General features: G+C 56.0%; 19 protein-coding genes. 7 read left to right on the top strand and 12 right to left on the bottom strand.

The window, feature by feature from the left end; all coding sequences use genetic code 11:
* Positions 1 to 6: 6 nt before the first annotated feature.
* Entirely contained in the window at positions 7 to 984 is a 978-nt protein-coding gene (locus CSC3H3_RS23475; RefSeq protein WP_101286749.1) for an SDR family NAD(P)-dependent oxidoreductase, read from the top strand.
* 119 nt (positions 985 to 1,103) lie between these two features.
* Here the strand turns inward: CSC3H3_RS23475 and CSC3H3_RS23470 are convergent, their stop codons facing one another.
* Positions 1,104 to 2,120: a GlxA family transcriptional regulator gene (locus CSC3H3_RS23470; protein WP_101286748.1), complete on the bottom strand. Its 1,017-nt coding sequence runs from the start codon at positions 2,118 to 2,120 to the stop codon at positions 1,104 to 1,106.
* A 114-nt stretch (positions 2,121 to 2,234) separates the two neighbouring features.
* Here CSC3H3_RS23470 and CSC3H3_RS23465 point away from each other — a divergent pair, with 114 nt between their 5' ends.
* Positions 2,235 to 2,876: an HD domain-containing protein gene (locus tag CSC3H3_RS23465; RefSeq protein ID WP_101286747.1), complete on the top strand. Its 642-nt coding sequence runs from the start codon at positions 2,235 to 2,237 to the stop codon at positions 2,874 to 2,876.
* 76 nt (positions 2,877 to 2,952) lie between these two features.
* Here CSC3H3_RS23465 and solA read toward each other — a convergent pair whose 3' ends face one another.
* From solA to CSC3H3_RS23435, 6 genes are all read right to left on the bottom strand, one after another.
* Positions 2,953 to 4,140 carry an N-methyl-L-tryptophan oxidase gene (solA, locus tag CSC3H3_RS23460; RefSeq protein WP_101286746.1) on the bottom strand — a complete coding sequence of 396 codons (1,188 nt, stop codon included), beginning with the start codon at positions 4,138 to 4,140 and terminating at the stop codon, positions 2,953 to 2,955.
* Between the two features lie 174 nt (positions 4,141 to 4,314).
* Complete coding sequence (locus tag CSC3H3_RS23455; RefSeq protein WP_101286745.1) at positions 4,315 to 5,841, bottom strand: HAL/PAL/TAL family ammonia-lyase; 1,527 nt, start codon at positions 5,839 to 5,841, stop codon at positions 4,315 to 4,317.
* Positions 5,828 to 6,613 (bottom strand): ABC transporter ATP-binding protein, encoded by a 786-nt coding sequence (locus CSC3H3_RS23450; protein WP_101266957.1) that lies wholly within the window; start codon positions 6,611 to 6,613, stop codon positions 5,828 to 5,830. Before CSC3H3_RS23450 ends, CSC3H3_RS23455 begins: the two co-directional genes overlap by 14 nt.
* 40 nt (positions 6,614 to 6,653) lie before the next feature.
* On the bottom strand, positions 6,654 to 7,388 hold the full coding sequence (locus CSC3H3_RS23445; protein WP_101286744.1) for an ABC transporter permease: 735 nt from the start codon (positions 7,386 to 7,388) through the stop codon (positions 6,654 to 6,656).
* A gap of 9 nt (positions 7,389 to 7,397) precedes the next feature.
* On the bottom strand, positions 7,398 to 8,120 hold the full coding sequence (locus CSC3H3_RS23440; protein ID WP_101266961.1) for an ABC transporter permease: 723 nt from the start codon (positions 8,118 to 8,120) through the stop codon (positions 7,398 to 7,400).
* 151 nt (positions 8,121 to 8,271) lie between these two features.
* Positions 8,272 to 9,117 (bottom strand): transporter substrate-binding domain-containing protein, encoded by an 846-nt coding sequence (locus CSC3H3_RS23435; protein ID WP_101266963.1) that lies wholly within the window; start codon positions 9,115 to 9,117, stop codon positions 8,272 to 8,274.
* 209 nt (positions 9,118 to 9,326) lie between these two features.
* Between CSC3H3_RS23435 and hutC (CSC3H3_RS23430) the strand changes: the two genes are divergently transcribed.
* Positions 9,327 to 10,121: a histidine utilization transcriptional repressor HutC gene (hutC, locus tag CSC3H3_RS23430; protein ID WP_101266965.1), complete on the top strand. Its 795-nt coding sequence runs from the start codon at positions 9,327 to 9,329 to the stop codon at positions 10,119 to 10,121.
* 42 nt (positions 10,122 to 10,163) lie between these two features.
* On the opposite strand, the gene hutC (CSC3H3_RS23425) is transcribed toward hutC (CSC3H3_RS23430), so the two are convergent.
* Both hutC (CSC3H3_RS23425) and CSC3H3_RS23420 read right to left on the bottom strand, forming a co-directional pair.
* Positions 10,164 to 10,907 carry a histidine utilization transcriptional repressor HutC gene (hutC, locus tag CSC3H3_RS23425; protein WP_101286743.1) on the bottom strand — a complete coding sequence of 248 codons (744 nt, stop codon included), beginning with the start codon at positions 10,905 to 10,907 and terminating at the stop codon, positions 10,164 to 10,166.
* 88 nt (positions 10,908 to 10,995) lie between these two features.
* Positions 10,996 to 12,342 carry a formimidoylglutamate deiminase gene (locus tag CSC3H3_RS23420; protein WP_101286742.1) on the bottom strand — a complete coding sequence of 449 codons (1,347 nt, stop codon included), beginning with the start codon at positions 12,340 to 12,342 and terminating at the stop codon, positions 10,996 to 10,998.
* 213 nt (positions 12,343 to 12,555) lie between these two features.
* On the opposite strand from CSC3H3_RS23420, the gene hutG reads away from it, so the two are divergent.
* From hutG to CSC3H3_RS23405, 3 genes are read left to right on the top strand one after another with little or no spacing between them, the layout of a single operon-like run.
* Positions 12,556 to 13,362 carry an N-formylglutamate deformylase gene (gene hutG, locus CSC3H3_RS23415; protein ID WP_101286741.1) on the top strand — a complete coding sequence of 269 codons (807 nt, stop codon included), beginning with the start codon at positions 12,556 to 12,558 and terminating at the stop codon, positions 13,360 to 13,362.
* A gap of 3 nt (positions 13,363 to 13,365) precedes the next feature.
* Positions 13,366 to 15,039, top strand: coding sequence for a urocanate hydratase (gene hutU, locus CSC3H3_RS23410; protein WP_101266973.1), 1,674 nt, complete (start codon positions 13,366 to 13,368; stop codon positions 15,037 to 15,039).
* 2 nt (positions 15,040 to 15,041) lie between these two features.
* Complete coding sequence (locus CSC3H3_RS23405) at positions 15,042 to 15,638, top strand: HutD/Ves family protein (protein WP_172963489.1); 597 nt, start codon at positions 15,042 to 15,044, stop codon at positions 15,636 to 15,638.
* 86 nt (positions 15,639 to 15,724) lie between these two features.
* Here CSC3H3_RS23405 and CSC3H3_RS23400 read toward each other — a convergent pair whose 3' ends face one another.
* Positions 15,725 to 16,483 carry an SDR family oxidoreductase gene (locus tag CSC3H3_RS23400; RefSeq protein ID WP_101286889.1) on the bottom strand — a complete coding sequence of 253 codons (759 nt, stop codon included), beginning with the start codon at positions 16,481 to 16,483 and terminating at the stop codon, positions 15,725 to 15,727.
* 130 nt (positions 16,484 to 16,613) lie between these two features.
* Here CSC3H3_RS23400 and CSC3H3_RS23395 point away from each other — a divergent pair, with 130 nt between their 5' ends.
* Positions 16,614 to 17,579 (top strand): LysR family transcriptional regulator, encoded by a 966-nt coding sequence (locus CSC3H3_RS23395; protein ID WP_101286740.1) that lies wholly within the window; start codon positions 16,614 to 16,616, stop codon positions 17,577 to 17,579.
* A 27-nt stretch (positions 17,580 to 17,606) separates the two neighbouring features.
* Here CSC3H3_RS23395 and CSC3H3_RS23390 read toward each other — a convergent pair whose 3' ends face one another.
* The gene (locus CSC3H3_RS23390; RefSeq protein WP_245881408.1) at positions 17,607 to 18,464 is read right to left on the bottom strand and encodes a tetratricopeptide repeat protein; all 858 of its coding nucleotides are present in this window, start codon (positions 18,462 to 18,464) and stop codon (positions 17,607 to 17,609) included.
* Positions 18,465 to 18,552: 88 nt separating this feature from the next.
* Positions 18,553 to 20,784 carry a methyl-accepting chemotaxis protein gene (locus CSC3H3_RS23385; protein WP_172963488.1) on the bottom strand — a complete coding sequence of 744 codons (2,232 nt, stop codon included), beginning with the start codon at positions 20,782 to 20,784 and terminating at the stop codon, positions 18,553 to 18,555.
* Between the last annotated feature and the right edge of the window lie 160 nt (positions 20,785 to 20,944).

The raw sequence follows: 20,944 nt of genomic DNA, 5'->3' as shown, positions 1-20,944 counted from the left end.
AAACACATGACTGAAAAATTCAATGCAACGTCCAGCGCCGATGACGTGCTGGCAACCCGCAACCTTGCCGGGCAGCGGTTTTTGATTACCGGAGTTTCATCGGGTATCGGGCGTGAAACGGCGCGTGCCCTTCTGGCCCGCGGTGCCAGCGTGGCCGGTACGGTGCGCAATCTCGATACGGCGAAAGAAGCCATAACCGCCTTGCGTGATGCTGCCGCGCCTGCCGGTGGCAGTTTTAAGCCAGTGGTGCTTGATCTGGCATCACTTGCCAGTGTCAAGGCCGCGGCAGATGCGCTGATGGCCGATGGGGGCAAATTTGATGCGATTATTGCCAATGCGGGCATTATGGCAGCGCCCTTTGGCAAAACGGTTGACGGTTTTGAAAACCAGTTTGGCACCAACCATATCGGCCATTTTGCGCTGGTAAACCGGCTGGAACCCTTGCTGGTTGATGGCGGGCGTGTGGTGGTTTTATCCTCGCAGGCGCACCGGGTTGCCGATATTGATCTGGATGATCCCAATTTTGCCAGCCAGCCTTATGACCCGTGGGTTTCTTATGGCCGGTCCAAAACGGCAAATGCCCTGTTTGCTGTTGCCTTTGACAAGCGCCATCAACATCGCGGTGTGCGCGCAGTTTCGGTGATGCCGGGCAATAGCCTGACAGATCTTCCGCGCCATCTGTCGCCGGAAGATTTGCAAGGCCTGTTTGAAATGGTTGGCAAAGCGCGCAGCGATGCCGGGCTGCCGCCGCCCGAATTAAAGGACATCGGGCAGGCCGCCGCCACCAGTGTCTGGGCGGCAATTGTGGCCGACAACGATGTTATCGGCGGGCGCTATCTTGAGGATTGCGATATCGCCGTCACCGACGATACGCCAAACCCGTTTGCCGATGGCGTGCGGTCCTATGCGCTTGATCCTGCGCAGGCTGAATTGCTATGGACCAAAACCGAAGCCATGATTGCGGCAGTTGGCTTGGCAGACTGATTTTGGCAGGGTGATGCCTTGATGCGTCCCCTTGTTAAATGATGGGGAAAACGGCGGAACCTGTTGGGTTCTGCCGTTTTTCTATGGGCCAAAAACAAAGTGAAAGCGCTTTCACTTTGTCAGTCAGCGCGGGTGATTGCATGGCGTTTGCGGTAATCAGCCGGGGTAATGCCAACCCGGCGGACAAAGGCGCGGCGGAATGTATCAATGTCGTTAAACCCGCATAGGGATGCGACCTGTTTGGGGGCAAAATTGCCATCGTGGAACAGGGTTTTGGCATGTTCGACCCTTACATTTTCTATCCAGTCGGCCGGGGTGATGCCGACTTCGTCATGAAACAGGCGGGCGAAGTGGCGGGGGCTTAGCCCGGTGCGTTCGGCCAGCGAGGCGACCGTATGTTTCAGGTCGGGCCGGGTGCTGACCCAGCGTTGGACTTCCTGCAAGGCGGCGCGGCCAGTTGGTGCGATGGCACCGTTGCGGCGAAACTGCATTTGCCCGCCCGGCCGTTTAAAAAACATCACCAGTTGGGCCGCGATATCCTGGGCAAGGGCACTGCCCAGATCCTCGTTTACCAGGGCAAGGGCCAGGTCCATGCCTGCGGTAACACCGGCTGCCGTGCGCAACCGCCCTTCGCGGGTGTGGATGGCATCAATATCAAGGATGATATCGGGGAAACGCCGTTTCAGGGCATCGGCAACCGACCAGTGCGTGGTGACCCGGCGATTATTCAGCAAACCGGCATGGGCCAGAAAAAATGCGCCACTGCAAACCGACCCGTAACGCCGGGTTATCTGGCACATATTGGTCAACCAGTTTTGAAGTGCGATGGACGGCATGATTTGATCGGCATGTGGCGCGCCTGCGACCAGCAGCGTGTCAATGTTGCTATTGCCCGTTTCATCAATTGTAAGATCGGGCAGAAGTTTAATGCCGGATGACGCGGCAAGCGGGCCTGGATTTTCGCTAATGATTTTAAGGTCGTAATAAACCCTGCCCAGTTGGCGGTTTGCCTCGGCAAAAACATCCATGGGGCCGGACACATCAAGCATTTGAACGCCGTCAGCGGCAAAAATGGCAATGGTGCGGGCTGACTGCCCGGCAGATGCATGGCTTTGCGCAGGTTTTGACGGGGGCATCTTTGGGGTGGCCTTAAATATCGGGTATTGGCATAAATCGTCGTACTACGATGATTGAGGACAGATTAGGCAAGGCAGTAGCATTTGGCAATTCGCAATTAACGGAGTTGACCCATGACTGCTTTGCTGGCTGATATCGCCATTCCTGATAGTGCGTTGGCGCGTGAAATTACCGAATTTGTGCGCGATAGCGAAACCGACCTTCTGTTTCATCATTCCAGCCGGGTTTATTATTTTGCCGCGGCAACAGGCCAGCGAAAGGGCCTGAAATTTGACGCCGAACTGCTTTATGCCGGGGCGATGTTCCATGATATGGGCCTGATGCCCGATCACAGCAGCACCGATCAGCGATTTGAGGTTGATGGTGCCAATGCCGCCGGGCAGTTTTTAAAGGCACGCGGCATTTCGCAACAGGATATTGATATTGTATGGGCATCGATTGCCCTGCATACCACGCCCGGTATTCCCCAGCATATGCACCCGGTGATCGCGCTGGTAACAGCGGGTGTGGAAATGGATGTGCTGGGCATGGAATATGAAAATTTCCACGATGATCAGCGCAATGCCATCGTCAAGGCACATCCACGCCCGACCCAGTTTAAGGAAGATATCATTCAGGCATTTTATGATGGTATTTGCCACAAACCGCATACCACCTTTGGCAATGTCAAAGCCGATGTGATTGCCGATAAGGAACCCCATTTCCACCGGCATAATTTTTGTCAGGTTATTCGCAATTCGCGCTGGGCAGGCTGAAAATCAAACAGCCCCGCAGGCTATGCTTGCGGGGCCGTTTTGAAATGCTGATGGCTTTGTTTTTAGCGGTTGCGCCCTAGCGCGGTAAAACAAGCCCGTCGGTTTTGTTGGCCTTTGCCTTTTCTGCCGCTGCCAGCAGACGATCAAATTTGAAGGCATCGACGGGCAGGTCGGTGCCGTCCTTTGTTGCCAGATCGGCCAGGATTTCGCCAATGACACTGGTGAATTTAAAGCCATGCCCCGAACAGGGCGATGCAACGATCACCCGGCTTTCGCCTGGCAAGTGATCAAGCAGGAAGTCTTCGCCCGGCAGCATGGTATAGCGGCATGTGGTTTCATTAACACGCAAGCCCTTCATACCGGGCAAGCGACGGGCGGCAAAATCATCAAGCAGGGCGCGGTCCCGGTCATTGACAGCGGGGTTGGGCTGGTCGGGGTCGATGCTTTCCATAAAATGGGCATGACGGCCAATTTTTACGCCGTCCGGGCCAATTTCAGGGAAGCCAAAAAACGACCCGGCATCATTTTCATCGCGTAAAAAAGCAGGCATTCGCAAAGGGTTGGTGGTGAAACCGTTTTCAGGGCGATACCACGCCACCACCTGGCGGATCGGGTTTGCCATATCGGCAAGCTGGGGCACCAGTTGCGATATCCAGGAACCGGTGGCAACAATGACGCGGGCCGCGCGGTATTTTTGCCCGCCTGCGGAAATGTTAACGCCATTATCATCGGGCGTTATGGCATCAACCTTTTCGCCCAGATGCAGCTTTGCCCCGTTGGCGGCAGCAAGCCGCAAATAGCCCCAAATGGCTGCTTCGGGTTTAAGCCAGCCACCATTGGGGTCCAAGACGGCAACTTCGTCGTCATCAAGGCCAAAAACCGGGAAGCGTTTGCGCATCTGGTCGGCATCAAGGGTTTCGCTGGCAAGGTTGTGCAATTCGCACGATGCCAGGGTGCCTGTGACAATTTTGCTGTCGGTTTTGCCGATTTGCAAAACACCCGTGACATGCAGGATGCTTTCGCGAAGCAGGCTTTCCAGTTCACGCCAGTTTTCATAGGCGCGGCGTAATAGCGGCACATAGCTGGGATCTTCAAAATATCCCAGTCGGATCAATCGGCTATCACCATGTGAAGACCCCAGCCCATGGGCGGGGCTTGCGGCTTCAAACCCGATCACCCGCACACCCCGCGCGGCCAGAAACGAAATGGCGGCACTGCCCATGGCACCAAGGCCAATAACGGCGACATCATACTGGTTGGACATTGGGGCGATCCTTGTCTGCTATGGGTGTTTCGGGGTGGTGGCGGTTTGGTGGTCGCCGGGTTGTGGTGCGTGAAGGTACGTGATGGTATGTGGTTTAGGTATTTACGCGGCACCGGGATTTTGCAGGGGCGGCGCAAAAGCCCGGAATGCCGTGTTTTACATGTGCGTTTGTCTTTACGGCAATGACGGGATGGGGGCCGGTTCCTCGGTGGCGATCAGGGTGCGTAGGGCTTCCAGATCGGTGGCAAGGGCATGGTCATCGCCGTACGAAGGCAGTAAATCACGAACCTGTTGATAAATGGCATTGGTGCCCGGTGCACGCATTTTTACGCCATCGGCCGGGTCTGTCGATATCAGGTCCGATGCCTGTACAGCCGCCAGAAGCTCGATCGCAAGGACCTGTTCGGTATTATCAAGCACCTGCAACAGTTTATTGGCCGCTGCCGTGGGATGTGCCAGATAATCTTCCTGCAGGGCGGATGTGATGCCGCCATCAAGGCTGGCCGGGGCACCAAGGCGCCGGTTTTCAGCCGCTAGGGCAGCGGCCGTATATTGGGCAATCATCAAACCCGACCCCACACCAGGGTCGCTGGTTAAAAACGGTGGCAGGCCACTGACCAGCGGGTTTACCAGCCGGTCCAGCCGACGTTCGGACAGCATGGAAAGCTGGGAAATGGCAATTGCCAGGCCATCAAGTGCCAATGCCAGTGCCGGGGCAACGGCATGTGCCTCGGAGGCGACTTTGGGGTCTTCGGGCGACCCGTGAACAATGGGGTTATCCGTAACCGATGCCAGTTCCTGATCGACGATATCAGCCGTATTGGAAAATACATCGCGTACCGCACCGTGCGCGTGCGGCGTTGCCCGCAGGCTAAGCGCATCCTGCGTGCGTTTGGCATAGGACTGGTCAATATGGCGGCTTTGCGCCAGACGGGCGCGCAGGGTTGCACCAACCTTTTGAATGCCCGCCGATTTGCGCAATGCCAGAATATCGGCATCAAAGGCCGCCATTTGCGCACCCGATGATTCAAGTGTGCTGGCGGCAACCGCATCGGCCCAATCGGCCAGCCGATAGGCGCGTGCCAGCGCAAAGGACCCTAAACCTGCCGAACAGGACGTGCCATTTACCAGGCTAAGCCCTTCTTTTGCCTGCAAGGTCAGCGGTTTTTGGCCGATTTTCGCCAGCGCATCGGCACCTGAAAGCATTTGCCCATCAAGCATGGCGCGGCCTTCGCCGATCAGTACCAGTGCGATATGGGCCATATGCACCAGATAACCCGCCGATCCCTTGGAGGGGACGGCAGGGATGCAGTCATGGTTTAGAAGGGCCTGCAGGGCGGCCACGGTTTCCGGGCAAATGCCGGAATAGCCGTGGGCGAAATTGTTGATTTGTGCCGCAATAATGGCGCGCACCGCCGGGGCTGGCAGCAATGGCCCGGTGCCACAGGCATGGCTGAGGATGATGTTGCGCGAAAGTTGCGCCTGCGCACTGCGATCCACGACCGTATCGGCAAGGGCGCCAACACCGGTGGTCACGCCATAGGCGCGAATGCCGCGATCCACCAGCGCATTGACGATTTTACGGCCCTTCTCAATGCGCCCGTTTGGGGCATCGGCCAGGGTCAGGGGGGCACCATTGGCAATGGCGGCGATTTCGCGCCAGGTCAGACCGATATCAAGGACAATATCAGGCAGCGTCATTTTCGGTTTCCATGTGACGGATGAATTGCTGGAAATAGGGGGAACCCTGACCGCCAAACATTTCGTCAGGGGTGCCTTCACAATCGATCTGGCCTTCGCGCATGAAAATCACACGGTTTGACACATTGCGTGCAAAGCCCATTTCATGGGTAACGACCAGCATCGTCATTTTATCCGCCGCCAGATCGCGCATCACGCGCAGCACTTCGCCCACCAGTTCGGGGTCCAGTGCCGATGTCGGTTCATCAAACAAAATGACCTTTGGCTTCATGGCAAGCGAACGGGCAATGGCGGCACGCTGCTTTTGCCCGCCGGAAAGATGGGCAGGATAATAATCCTTGCGGTCTGCAATGCCGACCTTTTCCAGCAGGGCTTCGGCCTCGGCGATGCATTCGGCGCGCGGACGTTTTTGCACGTGAACCGGGCCTTCGATGATGTTTTCCAGAATGGTCATGTGTGACCACAGGTTAAAGGACTGAAACACCATGCCCAGTTCGGTGCGGATGCGGTCCAGCTGTTTGCGGCTGGCAGCACCCCGGCCACGGCTGGTGGTTTTCATGGTGATTTCTTCACCACTGACAATCACGTCCCCGTCATCGGCGGTTTCAAGCATGTTGATGCAACGCAGGAAGGTGGATTTGCCAGAGCCACTGGCACCCAGCACACTGATGACATCGCCATCATGGGCATCAAGGGAAATGCCGCGAAGGACTTCGTGGGCGCCAAAGCTTTTGCGGATATTGCGAACGGAAAGCCGTGGGGTGGCTGACATGGGTCGATCCTTTTATGAAAGGGGCGCAATCACGGCCCGGTTAGGGGCGGGCGCCAAACAGGGCGGTCATCACGGACGGTTTGCGTTCCGTCGGGCGGCGATGATGGCGGTTTAACCGGTTTTCCAGAATGGCCAGAACCTGCAGGATGATGAAATTCAGCAGCAGATAAAGGGCCGCAGCACACAGGAAAACTTCCATCGTGCGGTAGGTTTGCGAAATCAACCGCTGGGCCACACCGGTAATTTCCCAAACCGTTACCAGGCTTGCCAGCGCGGTTGACTTGACCATCAGGACAATTTCGGTCGAATAGGCGGGCAGGGCATGGCGAAGGGCGATGGGCGCAATGATGCGACGCAGCAGCAAAAAGCCCGACATCCCGGTGGCACGCGCGGCTTCAACCTCGCCCGGCGGGACGGCGCGAAGGCCGCTTCGGAAAATTTCGGCTGAATAACCCGCCGTGCAAAGTGTCAGCGATAGCACGGCACATACAAACGGTTCGCGCAATGCAGGCCAGACAAAGCTGTGGCGGATAACGCCAAACTGACCCAGCCCGTAAAAGACCAGAAACATTTGGATCAGAAGCGGGGAACCGCGAAAAACAAAGATATAGCCTTTGGCGAAATTGCGCGCGAATGCATTGTGACTGACACGCATGGTGACAATGACAAGTGCCAGCAGGCAACCAAAAAAGACCGAAAGCGAAAACAGGCCAAGGGTGGTCGGCGTTGCTTCAAGCAGGGCTTTCATGGTCGAAAACAGAAATTCAAAATCCATGACCTGACCTCAAACCTGACCCATGCCGCGCGGCATGGATTTGTTGCTGCGACGTTCCGCACTGTTAAAGACGCGTTCGGAAAAGCTGGTCAGCACCAGGTAAAGCAGCCCGCCAACGATATAGAACATGAAATACTGGCGGGTGGATCCGGCGGCGACCTGGGTTGTGCGCATCAGTTCGGCAAGGCCGGTCACCGAGATCAGCGCTGAATCCTTAAGCGAGAGCTGCCAGACATTGTTCAGACCGGGAATGGCAAAGCGCAGGACCTGGGGCAGAATGATACGGCGCAGGCACCGCAGCGGGGGCATGCCAATGGAGGATGCCGCCTCGATCTCGCCACGCGGAATGGCGCGATAGGCACCACGGTAAACTTCGGCCTGATAGGCACCGGAAATAAGACCAACGGCCAGCGCACCGGCCAGAAAGGACGGCATACCCAAAAAGCCTTCGATCCCCATGGCGTGGCCAATGGCGGTAACCGCTGTCGAGCCGCCAAAATAGATCAGGTAAATGATGAGAAGTTCGGGGACGCCGCGAAAAATGGTGGTGTAGGTCGTGCCCAGCACGCGAAACCACCAGATGTCGGATAATTTGGCTGCCGCGATCAGGGCGCCGATCAATGCACCGATGGCAAGGGACGCCAGGGTGACGCACAGCGTAAGCAGCATGCCGGTGAGGATAAGGGCACCCCAGCCCTTGGCCCCAAAGCCAAGAAGTTCGAAAAATTCCATTTGCCAGGCCTTCGTGTTCCGGGACGGCTTGGGAATGTTGCTGCGTTTATAGGTTTGAAACCTGGAACAGTAACAACGAAGGAAAACGGGCGGAAAGCACGTCTGTCATGCAAAGGCAGGGCTGTGCTTTCCGCCACAATAGTCGTGGCTGTTATTCAGGGCTGACGTCGGTGCCAAACCACTTCATGGACAGCTTTTTCACAGTGCCATCAGCAAGGGCTGCCTTGATGGCATCATCGAACATGGCTTTAAGTTCGGTGTCTTCCTTGCGCAGGCCAAGGCCTTCGCCGGTGCCAAAGACGTTACCGGCAATTTCCGGGCCGGTAATGGCCATGGCTTCGTCCGAGGTTTTAAACGATGCCAGCAGGTTGGTGGTGTCGTCAAAGCCAAGGTCGATACGGCCGGTCTGCAGGTCAAGGTCGCGTTCCGCACCGGTTTTGTATTCGCGGATGGTCGCGACATCCTTGAAATTGTCATAGATGAATTTGGCATAAACCGTTGCGGCCTGGATGCCGATGGTTGCGCCATCAAATGCCTTGCGCAGGGCATCGATCTGTTCTTTGCCGCCGGAATAATCCGGTGCCATTTTCACGATTTCGCCAGTGCCGATGGCCTGTGCATAATCGCTTTCGGCCGGGGCGGCAAAGGCGGCGTGGGTGTTGGCATAGGGGATCGAGAACGCGATGACTTTTTCACGTTCCGGCGTGATGGAAAGGGCATCCATGACGACATCATATTTGCCGGCATTGAGGCTGGTAATCATGCTGTCCCAGTCCGAGGCGACCAGCGTGCATTCCACTTTCATGTGGTTGCACAGATATTCGGCCAGTTCGGGTTCAAACCCGCCCAGCGACCCGTCGGGGTTGGTGCTGTTCCAGGGTGCATAGGCACCTTCCAGCGTGATCGTAACGTTTTTCCATTCTTTTGCCTGTGACGGGGTCACGCCGGCGACAGCGCAAAGTGCAGCGGCTGCCATAAGAACTGACTTGAACTTCATTGAGAGGTCTCCTTCGAACGAATGAAGCGAATTGGCCCTGATAAATTCCGCCATACCCTGATATGTTTTTCTAACGGCTTATCGCGGTCAGGGGCGGCTGGAACTATTTCGTCTGTGGTTGTATATGTAACATATGACACTTTTTTACGCTCATCAAACAAAAAGTGTATTATATGTGCAGTGCAAAAACTACGCAGGAACGGGTTATAATGACAAAAATCAACGGAAAGCGGCCAACCCGGCACAAACAGGCGAGCGCATTATTTGCTGGCGAGACGTTGCGGGACGGCCGTGAAGGCGGCGGGCCCCTGTATCTTGAGGTAAAGCAGCTTATTCTGGACCGAATCCATCGGGGAGAATGGCCGCCAAACCACCGAATCCCGTCCGAGAATGAACTGGTTGCAGAGCTGGGCATCAGCAAGATGACAGCCAACCGGGCGTTGCGCGAACTGGCGCATGAGGGCGAGCTTGTGCGTGTGCAGGGCGTAGGTTCGTTTGTGGCGCAAAAGAAGGGCTATTCCGCGCTTTTTGAGGTGCGCAACATTGCCGAGGAAATTGCCGAACGTGGCAATATTCATGCGGCTTCTGTGGTGGTTCTGGCCGACCAGGCAGCATCGCCCGATGTGGCTGATGCCCTTGATGTGCCTATTGGTGCGCCGGTTTTGCATTCTCTTATTGTGCATCGCGAAAATGATGTGCCTGTCCAGATCGAGGATCGCTTTGTTAACCCGGAACTGGTGCCGGATTACCTGTCGCAGGATTTCTCGGTTATCACACCGAATGTCTATTTGTCGCAGGTGGCACCCCTTACCGGGTCGGAACATGTTGTCGAGTCGATCCTGGCGCAGCCATGGGAAGCTAAACTGTTGGTTATCCTGCAAAATGAACCCTGCTTGATGATCCGCCGCCGGACATGGTCGGGCAGTGGAATCGTTTCGGCGGCGCGTTTGATTTACCCTGGTACGCGTTATCGGCTTGAAAGCCGTCAGGGAAAAACAACCTAGGCGATCCAAAAGGCTGAAAATCGCACTAAGTTGTATATGGAACTAAAAAGAAGATGATTTTCCCGTGGGATCGGTGGGGGTAAAGCGTGCCACAAGCGCGTGCCGGTCGCCTGGATAGGTCAGTCGCACATGGGTAACGGGGCCGTTATGGCTCCAGGTTCGCCGTTCAATAACCAGGCAGGCTGTGCCGGGGGCGATTTCCAGTGCTTTGGCGTAATGTTCGCTTGCGCCGACGGATTTGATCAGATGTTCGGCAGTTGTCCAGGGAACGCGGCTGGTTAACCAGGGGCCGGGTGCGGTTTCGGTAAAATCCTCGTCGCGGGATTCGGGCACGACGGCAAGGTTGATCAGGCGTTCTTCTAGGCAGAAAACCTTTGGCCCGGCGAAATGCTTGCCAATGATTTCAATGATCTCGGCACTGTCGCCCAGTTCAAGATTTTTGATGTCAGCCGGGGTTGCCTTGCGGCTGGTGCGCGATGAGCGGCCATAATCATAGGGCAGGCCCAAAGACTGGACTTCCGATTTGATATCGTGAATTTCCAGAATGGCCGATTGCGCCTGCGGCTGGGTGACAAAGCTGCCCGATTTTTTGCGCCGTTCAATCAGGTTGGCCTTGGCAAGCTGGCCAAGGGCCTTGTTCACGGTCATGCGCGAACATTTATATTGTTCGGCCAGGTCCAGTTCATTGGCGATGCGATGGCCCGGGGGCCATTCGCCGGAAAGAATGCATCCTTCGATGTCATTTATGATCTGCTGATGCAGGGTAGGTGCCTTTTTCGCCCGCATGAATACTGCTTCATTCCTGATTATGCTGCCTGCGACCCTTTTAGCCGATCGCAAACGCCAAGGAAAACAAACTCGTGATCGCCTGCGTTTATTTCGCCAGCAGGTTTTTCATGGTTTGCTGGAATTTCGGTGCGATCTGACCCCGTGCAATGTGGCGGCCCTGCGTGACAACCTTGCGCCCGCGGACCCAGACATCATCCACCTTGATGGTTTCGGCAAAAATCCAGGCATCAAGGATATGATCGCCTGAAAGATAGGATGCCTCGCTGGTATCAAGCGATACGAAATTGGCGGTTTTGCCTGCGGCAATGCCGTAATCGGTGGCAAGGGCGCGGGCGCCGCCTTTTAGGGCGTGGTCAAAAATCGTCCGCCCGGTGGAGGAAGACACATTGGCAATGGCATTGCGCGAATTGTGGTGCAGGCGCTGGGAATATTCCAGCTGGCGCAGTTCGGACGGGATGCTGATTTGCACATTGGAATCTGAGCCGATGCCAAACAGGCCGCCATTGGCCAAAAATGTTTCCGCCGGGAAGGTGCCATCGCCAAGGTTGCCTTCGGTGATAGGGCACAGGCCAGCAATGGCACCGGCACGCGCCATGCGGATGGTTTCATCCTCCGTCATGTGCGTGGCATGAACCAGGCACCATTGATTGCTCAGATCGGCATGGTCGAGAAGCCATTCAACCGGGCGCTGGCCCGACCAATTGATGCAGTCATTAACCTCGAGCAACTGTTCGGCAATGTGGATATGGATGGGGTTGCTGCCCACCATTTTGGTCACACGTGCCAGTTCGTCGGGGGTGGCTGCGCGCAGGCTGTGCGGGGCGACGCCGACAATCATGCCATCGTGGTTTTGGGCCGTGGCATTGCAGGCGGCAATCAGTTTTTCAAACTGCTCAACCGAATTGATGAAACGGCGCTGGCCTTCGCTGGGCGCGGTGCCGCCAAACCCGGCATGGGCATAAAAAACCGGCAGCAGCGTAAGATCAATGCCCGTGCTGGCTGCCGCACTGGCGACACGATCGGCCATTTCGCCAATATTGGCAAAGGGTGTGCCGTCGCGGTCATGATGCAGGTAATGGAACTCGCCCACCCGGGAAAACCCGGCTTCGAGCATTTCCATATAAAGCTGGCTTGCAACTGCTTCGACATCATCGGGCGTCATGGACAGGGCGAAATGATACATGTTGGTGCGCCAGCTCCAGAAGCTGTCGCTGCCGGTGCTGCGCATTTCGGCCAGGCCTGCCATGGCCCGCTGAAAGGCATGGCTATGCAGGTTGGGCATCGAGGGCACGATTACGGCATGGCATTCATCATCCGGTGCAGGGGAGACGCCGGTTTCGAGATTGGCAATTTTGCCGTTCTCAACCGATAGCCGGACATTTTTCTGCCAGCCATGTTCACCCAGAAGCGATTTTGCGTGCAGCATTGCCATGTCCCGAAATCTCCCGTTAGCGCCTGTTTTTGAAAGGCTGCAAGAAATGTGTTGTTTTGCTTTCTATTATGTATATACATAAAAACAAGTAAGGAAAAGACATAAGTTCAAATCAGGTGACCGCAAAATTTTCAACCGGCGTGAAGAGTGGCGTTAAATCGCCGTAAAAACAGCAGGTTGCGGACATTCAAACGAGGCGGGAGATATTCCAGCATGAGTGTTTTTGAAGTTGAACAGGGTTCGTCGCCGGTGATTCTGGCCTTTCCGCATACGGGAACGGACGTTCCGGCCGATATACGTGAAAAGCTGAATGACACGGGCAAAATCCTGGCTGATACCGATTGGCATATTCACAGGCTTTATGATGGCCTGCTGCCCGGTGCGACCACGGTGCGGGCACTTTTTCATCGTTACGTGATTGATGCCAACCGCGACCCGTCGGGGCAAAGCCTGTATCCGGGGCAGAACACCACCGGGCTGGTGCCGGTTACCGATTTTGACGGCAAACCGATCTGGCAGGATGGGCAGGAACCTGATGAAACCGAAGTTTCCCGCCGCCAGCAGCAGTTTCATACGCCCTATCATACTGCCCTGCGTGCGGAAATTGACCGGGTAAAGGCGATCCACGGTGTTGCCGTGCTGTATGATTGCCATTCGATCCGGTCGCATATCCCCTTCCTGTTTGAAGGAAAACTGCCTGATTTCAATATCGGCACCAATAGTGGCACCACATGCGACCCGCGCATTGAACGCGCCGTTGCCGATGTGTGCGAAAACGCGATCGGGTTTACATCGGTGTTGAACGGCCGGTTCCGCGGCGGGTGGACAACACGCCATTACGCCAACCTGCCTGAAAACATTCATGCCGTGCAGATGGAACTGGCCCAGTCCACCCATCTTGCCAGCGAAGAACTGCCTTTTGCCTATGACGAGACTGTCGCAGCACCATTGCGCGCGCATCTGAAAGACATTTTACAGAACATCGAAAAGATCGCCTTTGATCTTGCCAAGGGGAACTGAACCATGAGCAATCCGCGCCACAATATCCGCGAAATTATCGCACCGACCGGCACCGAAATTTCGGCCAAATCCTGGCTGACCGAAGCGCCGCTGCGTATGTTGATGAACAACCTGCATCCTGATGTTGCCGAAAACCCGCATGAATTGGTGGTCTATGGCGGTATTGGTCGCGCTGCGCGCACCTGGCAGGATTTTGACCGCATTGTTGCGTCGCTGAAATCGCTGGAAGAAGATGAAACGCTGCTGGTGCAGTCAGGCAAGCCGGTGGGCATTTTTCGCACGCACAAGGATGCCCCGCGTGTTCTGATTGCAAACTCCAACCTGGTGCCGCATTGGGCGAACTGGGACCATTTCAACGAACTCGATAAAAAGGGTTTGATGATGTATGGCCAGATGACCGCCGGTTCCTGGATTTACATTGGCAGCCAGGGCATCGTGCAGGGCACCTATGAAACATTCGTCGAGGTCGGCCGCCAGCATTATAACGGCGATCTGAAAGGCAAATGGGTTCTGACTGCGGGCCTGGGTGGCATGGGTGGCGCACAGCCGCTGGCCGCCGTAATGGCCGGTGCATGTTGCCTGGCGATTGAATGTAACCCGGAAAGCATCGATTTCCGCCTGCGTACCGGTTATGTCGACGCCAAGACCGACAGCCTTGATGAAGCCCTGGAAATGATTGACCGCTGGACCAAAGCGGGCGAGGCGAAATCGGTTGGGTTGCTGGGCAATGCGGCCGATATTTTGCCCGAGCTGGTACGCCGTGGCGTCAGCCCCGATGTGGTGACCGACCAGACATCCGCCCATGACCCGGTGAATGGTTACCTGCCCAAAGGCTGGACCATGGGTGAATGGAAAGCCAAACGCGAAAGCGACCCCAAAGCCGTTGAAAAGGCCGCCCGTGCATCGATGCGCGAGCATGTCGAAGCGATGCTGGCCTTCCATGAACGGGGCATTCCGACCATCGATTACGGCAACAATATTCGCCAGATGGCCAAGGAAGAAGGCCTTGAAAACGCCTTTGATTTCCCGGGTTTTGTGCCTGCCTGCATTCGTCCGCTGTTTTGCCGTGGGGTTGGTCCGTTCCGCTGGGCGGCCCTGTCGGGTGACCCGGAGGACATTTACAAAACCGATGCCAAGGTGAAGGAAATTCTGCCTGATAACCACCATTTGCATAACTGGCTGGATATGGCGCGCGAACGCATTTCCTTCCAGGGTTTGCCGGCACGTATTTGCTGGGTTGGTTTGGGCGACCGTCACCGTCTGGCCCTTGCCTTTAACGAAATGGTGGCATCGGGTGAACTCAAAGCCCCGATCGTAATTGGCCGTGACCACCTTGATAGTGGTTCGGTTGCATCGCCTAACCGCGAAACCGAAGCCATGCAGGATGGCTCGGATGCCGTTTCGGACTGGCCGCTTCTGAATGCTCTTCTGAACACCGCATCGGGGGCGACCTGGGTTAGCCTGCATCACGGTGGTGGTGTTGGCATGGGCTTCTCGCAGCATTCGGGCATGGTGATTTGTGCCGATGGCACCGAAGATGCCGCCCGTCGCCTGGAACGTGTTTTGTGGAACGACCCGGCAACGGGTGTAATGCGCCATGCCGATGCCGGTTACGACATCGCCATTGATTGCGCCCGCGAACACGGCCTGCGTTTGCCTGGTATTCTGGGTAACTGACCATGAATACGCCTTCGGCAATCCGCGTTTTGCGGGCAGGTGACTATCGCCGGATGCCGTGGAAAAACGGTGGCGGGGAAACGGTGGAAATTGCCGTTTACCCCGCCAATGCGGGGCTGGATGATTTTGCCTGGCGCATCAGCATGGCAACAGTTGCCAGCGATGGCCCGTTTTCCAGCTTTCCCGGAATTGATCGCACCCTTTCAATTTTGAAAGGGGCGGGCATGACATTGGTGATTGGGGATCAACCACCAATCACGCTGACAGGCGAAACACCGCCTTATCCCTTTGCTGCCGATGTTCCGACATCGGCAATGCTGGTGGATGGGGCGATTACCGACCTGAATGTTATGACACGGCGGAATGCCTGCAAACATGGCGTGATCCGACATGTGATTATAGGCCGCCAGACCATTCAAACAGCCGAAAATTCGGTTTCCATGCTGTTATGCATGGATATGGCCGAAATTACGGTTGCGGGTGGTGAAAACTGGCAAATGGCCCCGTTTGATGCCCTGCTGTGTGATCATATGCCGGTAGAGCTGGCCATTACGGCAGGCAAATCAGCCATCGTTTACGAAATCGTGTTAATGGCGTAAACATTGGTCTTTGCGAAGATATGTTGCAATACTGCACATGGAAAACCGTGTGCAGTATTTTGCATTTTTGCCGCGTGCCGTTTGGCTTACCATGGAACGGTTTTTCCTAAGTAATCGAGGTATTCCAGTCCCGGTTTGCCCTGTTTTGCCAGCAGGACATTGACCAGACTGGGAATACTTTCATCAATCGTCAGGCGGGCATCCGGGCCGCCAAGCTCGGTTTTGACCCAGCCCGGCGCCATAACCACCATCGCACGGCTATTAATGGCGGTCTGTCGGGCGGCGAAACTGCGCATATACATGTTAAGGGCGGCCTTGGTGCCGCGATAAAGTTCGCGTTGGCCGGTTTCGTTATTGGCGATGCTGCCCTGGCCCGATGACATAACGCCAATCATGCCATCACCCGGTACAAGGTCCTGAAATGTCTCAACAACCCGCATCGGGCTTAGGGCGTTTGTTACCATAAGATGGATGAATTCATCCGTGGTGATTTCGCCAATGGTTTGCGACGGGTCCCTGTTGCTGGTGCCAGCATTGACAAACAGGATATCAAACCGTTTCCCGGCAAGGCGCTGGTGTAAATCGGCAATTTGTTGCTGATCACAGATATCGATAAATTCGATATCCAGTTTACCGGGAAACTGATCGGCCAGGTCGTGCAATTGGGTGCGATTATGCCGGTCGCGCACAGTGCCCGTCACATGCCAGCCTTTTTGCAAAAATTCCTCCGCCATTGCCAGGCCCAACCCGCGTGAGGCGCCAATCAGCAATATTGATGGGGTTGGGGAAATATCGGTATTTGCGGTGCCGGGATTTTCCGGTTTGGTCGGGAATTGCGGTGCCATTTGCATCATCCTTGTTATGGGGGTGACGCAAATATAAATCCTGCCCATACTGGCGCCAGACGCAGGCTATTCAATATATTATTGCATTAAACGCCATATATGGGCCGATGTGTTTGCAAAGGGCGCGGGCATGAATGAAAACGAGATCGACCTTAACCTGTTGCGCGCGCTTGATGTTTTGTTAAGCGAATGCAGTGTCACCGCTGCTGCAAAACATCTTGGGCTAAGTGTTTCCGCCATGAGCAGAACATTAACCCGCCTGCGCGCCGTAACGGGCGATCCTTTGCTGGTGCGGGCGGGCAGGGGGCTGGTGCCAACGCCAAGGGCAGCCGAAATTCGCGATCAAGTGCATGAATTGATGCGTGATGTGCGCACGGTTTTGACACCGCATTTAACCCGGATTGACCCGGCCGGGTTAAAACAGACCTTTATCATCCGTGCCAGCGAAGCCTTTTTGGAGTTTTTGGCCGCGCGGGTGGTAAATGATATCGCTGCTGCCGCGCCTGACATCTGCCTGCAATTTGTTGCCAAACCGGATAAAGATGCGCAGCCATTGCGGGATGGCGCGATTGATCTGGAAATCGGGGTGCTGGGCACAAATGCGCCGGAAATTCGTACCCGGTTGTTGTTTCATGACAAGTTTGTAGGTATTGCGCGCAAAGGACACCCGTTTTTTAACGCGCAACAGCGCGATGGGGTGTCGCTTAGTGATTTTGCCTGCCAGCGCCATGTGGTTGTTTCCAAGCAGGTCAATGGCCGCGATATGATTGACGCAAAACTGGACGAGGCCGGTTTGGCGCGCCAAGTGCGCATTATTGTGCCGGGTTTTCCCGATGCGCTGCGGATTGTGCGCCAGTCCGATCTGGTCGGCGTTATTCCCCGGTCCTGCTTTGGCACCCGACTGGTGGAATTTCATCCGGGACTGGTTGATATTCAAAGTTTTGATTTGCCGTTTGATCTGCCGGAATTTCCCGTGCTGGCAATGTGGCATCCGCGCATGCAGGCGGACCCGGCACATCAATGGCTGCGCAACCGGGTGATCGACATTTGCCGCCAGGCCTATTACCAGCATGGCGCGGCGGGGGAAGACGGTTAAAGCCAGAAACGTCAGGGATGCGGGCTTTTATTGCCCGTCACTGATGACGCAGGGCCGCCAGGGCTGCCATTGCTGGTAGCTGGCAAAAAAGTCCTTTAAGAAGACATCAACCTGTTTGCGGTTTTCGGCACGGGCCTGGGGTTCCATATCGGCATCCAGATGGGCGCAGTTTTTGGCAATGGCATTACCAATTTTTTCCCAGTCGATATTGGCTTCGTGGCCGGGCAGGCCAGACGCGACAGCACACCAGCCCATTGCCCTGGCGCGGTCGTCGGATTTTTCAAAATCGGTTGCCAGATAGGCGGCAGCGTGGCTTTCGCCATGTTCTGCTGCCTTGCGCAGCCATTCCTGGCGCTGTTCTGGGTCGGTGGTGAAACGGGTGGCGATCATGGTGGCGGCACGCGGGTCGCCTGCGGCCCAGGCGTTATCAAGCTGTTCGCGGGCCTTGTCCTTGCGGTCATTTTGCAAATGATCCAGTGCCAGCCACATCGATGCCTGCGCACTGCCCTGCCGGGCGGCGTTTTCATACAGGGTGTGAATATCGCCTAGCGATCCCTGCATTGCTTCCAGCCGTTTGGCCTGCAGGATTTGGGCATCCATATTGCCATTTTGCGCCGCATGATCCAGCATTTGCCAACCGGCATCCTGATCGGCTGCCATGCCTGCCCCATTGATCATCTGGCAGGACAGCAGATATTGCGCCGTGGCGTCACCCTGATCGGCGAGCGGCGTAAAGATGCTGGCTGATTTTTCAAAATCGCCCTGTTGGTAGGCATCAATCCCGTCATCAAGCGCCGGGGCGGCCAGTGCCAGGGAGGGAACGGCAAACAGCATGGCACAGGAAGCAGCAAGGAGACGAAGCATCGGGGCAGACTGACGGGACATATTATTTCCTGACGGGGTTGGGCAGGTTGGCAATGCGGGGTGGCTTAACTTACCGGATTTTGCGGGCAGGAGGGTGAAGGCGCGCTGATCAGGAGGATGCCCCCTGATCAGCACGAATGGAACCTAGAAATTCGCGCACCCGTTCGGAAAGATCGTCGGACTGGTGGCGCAGGCGGGTGGTGGCCTGTTGCAGGCCATCCATTGCTGACAGGCTGTCATCGGCAGAGGCGCTGACCTCGGCGATGGTGCCGTTCATTTCACGGGCGGCCAGTGCGGATTGTTCAACATTGGAGGCGATTTCAGCGACAAATTCCTGCTGTTCACCAACGGCTTGCGACATCTGGCTTACGGTTTCATGAATGCCCGAAATGCTTTTGCCGATATTGGCAATGGCATCAACCGCGATGCTGGTGGTGGACTGGATATCGGTGATGCGCCGGGCAATGCGGTCGGTGGCGGAACCGGTTTGATTGGCAAGGTTTTTAACCTCGCTGGCGACAACGGCAAAACCTTTGCCGGCATCACCGGCGCGGGCAGCCTCGATCGTGGCATTCAGCGCCAGAAGGTTGGTTTGCGCAGCAATGTCCTGAATCAGGCTGAGGATTTCGCCAATTTCGCTGGCACCGGTTTCCAGTTCATGCATGGTGGTGTTGGTTTTATCGGCATTTTCAACCGCGTTCTGGGCTGCAACCAATGACTGGCGGGCGCGTTCGCCGGTTTGGCGCACCCGTTCGGACAATGCCTGTGTTGCCTGGGAAACCGATGCCATATTAATGGAAATTTCCTCGGACGCGCTGGCAACGCCGGTGGCATTGCCCGATGCGATTTCCGCCCGGTCGCGCACATGGTGGGATGTTTGCTGGATATCCTCTGCCTCGCGTGAGACATGGCCTGCCACCGTTGAAATTGATGCCTCGAACGCATCGGCAAGTGCAAGCATGGCAGTGCGTTTTTCTTCTTCGGCGGTTTCGCGTTCGCGCGCGACCTGCTGTTCGGCCTGGCGGGCGGATAATGCCGTTGCCCGGAACTGGCGCAGAATTTCGGCCATGACGCCAATTTCATCGCGGCCATTATCGCGCACTTCGGCATCAAGATTGCCATTTGCAACCTCGCGCAGGCCCGCAATCACGCGCAATAACCGCTTGATCAGATTGCCGCGTACATAAAACACCAATACCAGCAGGGAAACGACCAGCACACTGATGCCGATAATGGCGATAATTTGCTGATCGCGGGTTACCTTTGCCAGGGTTGTTTCGGCCTTGTTATTGATTTCAAGGCGTTTATCGGCAACAAGCTGGCTGATGGCAGAACCAAGCTGTTCGGCGCTGGCAAGGGTATCGTTCAGGGTTTGCTGGGTTTTTGCCTGATTGTCCCATTCGGTTTCGCGCAGGGTGAAAACGCCGTTATCGCCCTTGCCATAGGCCAGAAGGGCATTGGCAAAATCGCGGATTTTGCTGCCATCATCATTATCGGGCAGTTTTGCCAGGGCATCGGTAATGCGCAGTTCGGCCCAGTTCCATTTATTGCGCACTTCATCCATCGCATCGCCTTCGGGTACGGCGATGGCGGCGGTTAACATGCCAAAGGCAAGGTTGATATTGGCACGGATATCGGCCAGCAATTGTGAAAAGGCAATAACATCCTTCAGGCCCGCAGCAGCATCGCTGTTGCCATTGGAAACACGGCTGATGCCGCGCGACACATCAATGTCGGTAACCTCGATCAGGGGGCTTAGATAATCCGACAGGTCGGCATAGGCATACACCATATCAAGTGTCATATCGCCGCGCTGCTTTTCCAGCGCAAGGCGCGCTTCGGTCAGGTTTTGCAGGGTCTGACGGCGGGTGACAATTTCGTTTAACCGATCTGAAAGGGCATCTAGCGAGGCATCCTTGTTGCCATTGGCAATGATGTCATCAAGGCGGCTGCGCGCACTGTCGATCAGGTTATCAAGGCGTTCTTCGGTGGCCTTCAGCTCGTCATTGTTGCGTGATGCGGCAAGCACGGGGGCCTGGGCGGCAAGGCCGGTGCCATCCATCGCCAGTTCCATTTGCCGGATGATGGAGGGCAGGCTGTTGCTGGCAATTTCATCGACCAGAAGGCGCGTATTGCCAAATGACAGCCACGAAACCACGGATGACACACCTGCAAGCACCAGAATAACCGCAAACGAGGCCATCAATCGCCCCTGAATGCCGATTTTAAGACCCGCGCCAGATTTGACCTTGCGGCGGGTGGCGCCCTGTGCCGGGCGTGTTGCAGGCGCGTTTGGGGTGGCCGTCCCTTGCGGGCGGTGCGCGGATTTAAGAAATTTCATTGTTTCCTCCCTGTCGGTGCCTTTTGCAAAGGTCAGTTGGCCGACAGTCCCTGATTTTTCAGGTGTGGGTGCATCCGGTTTGCCAGATGTCGACGGGTTTGGGATATGCGGGCACCGGTTTTGGGTGCGGGCCGGGGCCGGGAAATGATTTAAAAATCGA

The sequence above is a fragment of the Thalassospira marina genome (assembly GCF_002844375.1).
In the GTDB taxonomy this organism is placed as follows: Bacteria; Pseudomonadota; Alphaproteobacteria; order Rhodospirillales; family Thalassospiraceae; genus Thalassospira; species Thalassospira marina.
Note: the sequence above shows the minus strand (reverse complement) of the source record. Positions and strands in the feature narration are given on the sequence as shown.

Excerpts from the sequence above, each read along its gene's own strand:
- CSC3H3_RS23475 (WP_101286749.1), top strand. The coding sequence starts at position 7 with ATGACTGAAAAATTCAATGCAACGTCCAGCGCCGATGACGTGCTGGCA.
- CSC3H3_RS23470 (WP_101286748.1), bottom strand. The coding sequence starts at position 2,120 with ATGCCCCCGTCAAAACCTGCGCAAAGCCATGCATCTGCCGGGCAGTCA.
- CSC3H3_RS23465 (WP_101286747.1), top strand. The coding sequence starts at position 2,235 with ATGACTGCTTTGCTGGCTGATATCGCCATTCCTGATAGTGCGTTGGCG.
- solA (WP_101286746.1), bottom strand. The coding sequence starts at position 4,140 with ATGTCCAACCAGTATGATGTCGCCGTTATTGGCCTTGGTGCCATGGGC.
- CSC3H3_RS23455 (WP_101286745.1), bottom strand. The coding sequence starts at position 5,841 with ATGACGCTGCCTGATATTGTCCTTGATATCGGTCTGACCTGGCGCGAA.
- CSC3H3_RS23450 (WP_101266957.1), bottom strand. The coding sequence starts at position 6,613 with ATGTCAGCCACCCCACGGCTTTCCGTTCGCAATATCCGCAAAAGCTTT.
- CSC3H3_RS23445 (WP_101286744.1), bottom strand. The coding sequence starts at position 7,388 with ATGGATTTTGAATTTCTGTTTTCGACCATGAAAGCCCTGCTTGAAGCA.
- CSC3H3_RS23440 (WP_101266961.1), bottom strand. The coding sequence starts at position 8,120 with ATGGAATTTTTCGAACTTCTTGGCTTTGGGGCCAAGGGCTGGGGTGCC.
- CSC3H3_RS23435 (WP_101266963.1), bottom strand. The coding sequence starts at position 9,117 with ATGAAGTTCAAGTCAGTTCTTATGGCAGCCGCTGCACTTTGCGCTGTC.
- hutC (WP_101266965.1), top strand. The coding sequence starts at position 9,327 with ATGACAAAAATCAACGGAAAGCGGCCAACCCGGCACAAACAGGCGAGC.
- hutC (WP_101286743.1), bottom strand. The coding sequence starts at position 10,907 with ATGCGGGCGAAAAAGGCACCTACCCTGCATCAGCAGATCATAAATGAC.
- CSC3H3_RS23420 (WP_101286742.1), bottom strand. The coding sequence starts at position 12,342 with ATGGCAATGCTGCACGCAAAATCGCTTCTGGGTGAACATGGCTGGCAG.
- hutG (WP_101286741.1), top strand. The coding sequence starts at position 12,556 with ATGAGTGTTTTTGAAGTTGAACAGGGTTCGTCGCCGGTGATTCTGGCC.
- hutU (WP_101266973.1), top strand. The coding sequence starts at position 13,366 with ATGAGCAATCCGCGCCACAATATCCGCGAAATTATCGCACCGACCGGC.
- CSC3H3_RS23405 (WP_172963489.1), top strand. The coding sequence starts at position 15,042 with ATGAATACGCCTTCGGCAATCCGCGTTTTGCGGGCAGGTGACTATCGC.
- CSC3H3_RS23400 (WP_101286889.1), bottom strand. The coding sequence starts at position 16,483 with ATGGCACCGCAATTCCCGACCAAACCGGAAAATCCCGGCACCGCAAAT.
- CSC3H3_RS23395 (WP_101286740.1), top strand. The coding sequence starts at position 16,614 with ATGAATGAAAACGAGATCGACCTTAACCTGTTGCGCGCGCTTGATGTT.
- CSC3H3_RS23390 (WP_245881408.1), bottom strand. The coding sequence starts at position 18,464 with ATGTCCCGTCAGTCTGCCCCGATGCTTCGTCTCCTTGCTGCTTCCTGT.
- CSC3H3_RS23385 (WP_172963488.1), bottom strand. The coding sequence starts at position 20,784 with ATGAAATTTCTTAAATCCGCGCACCGCCCGCAAGGGACGGCCACCCCA.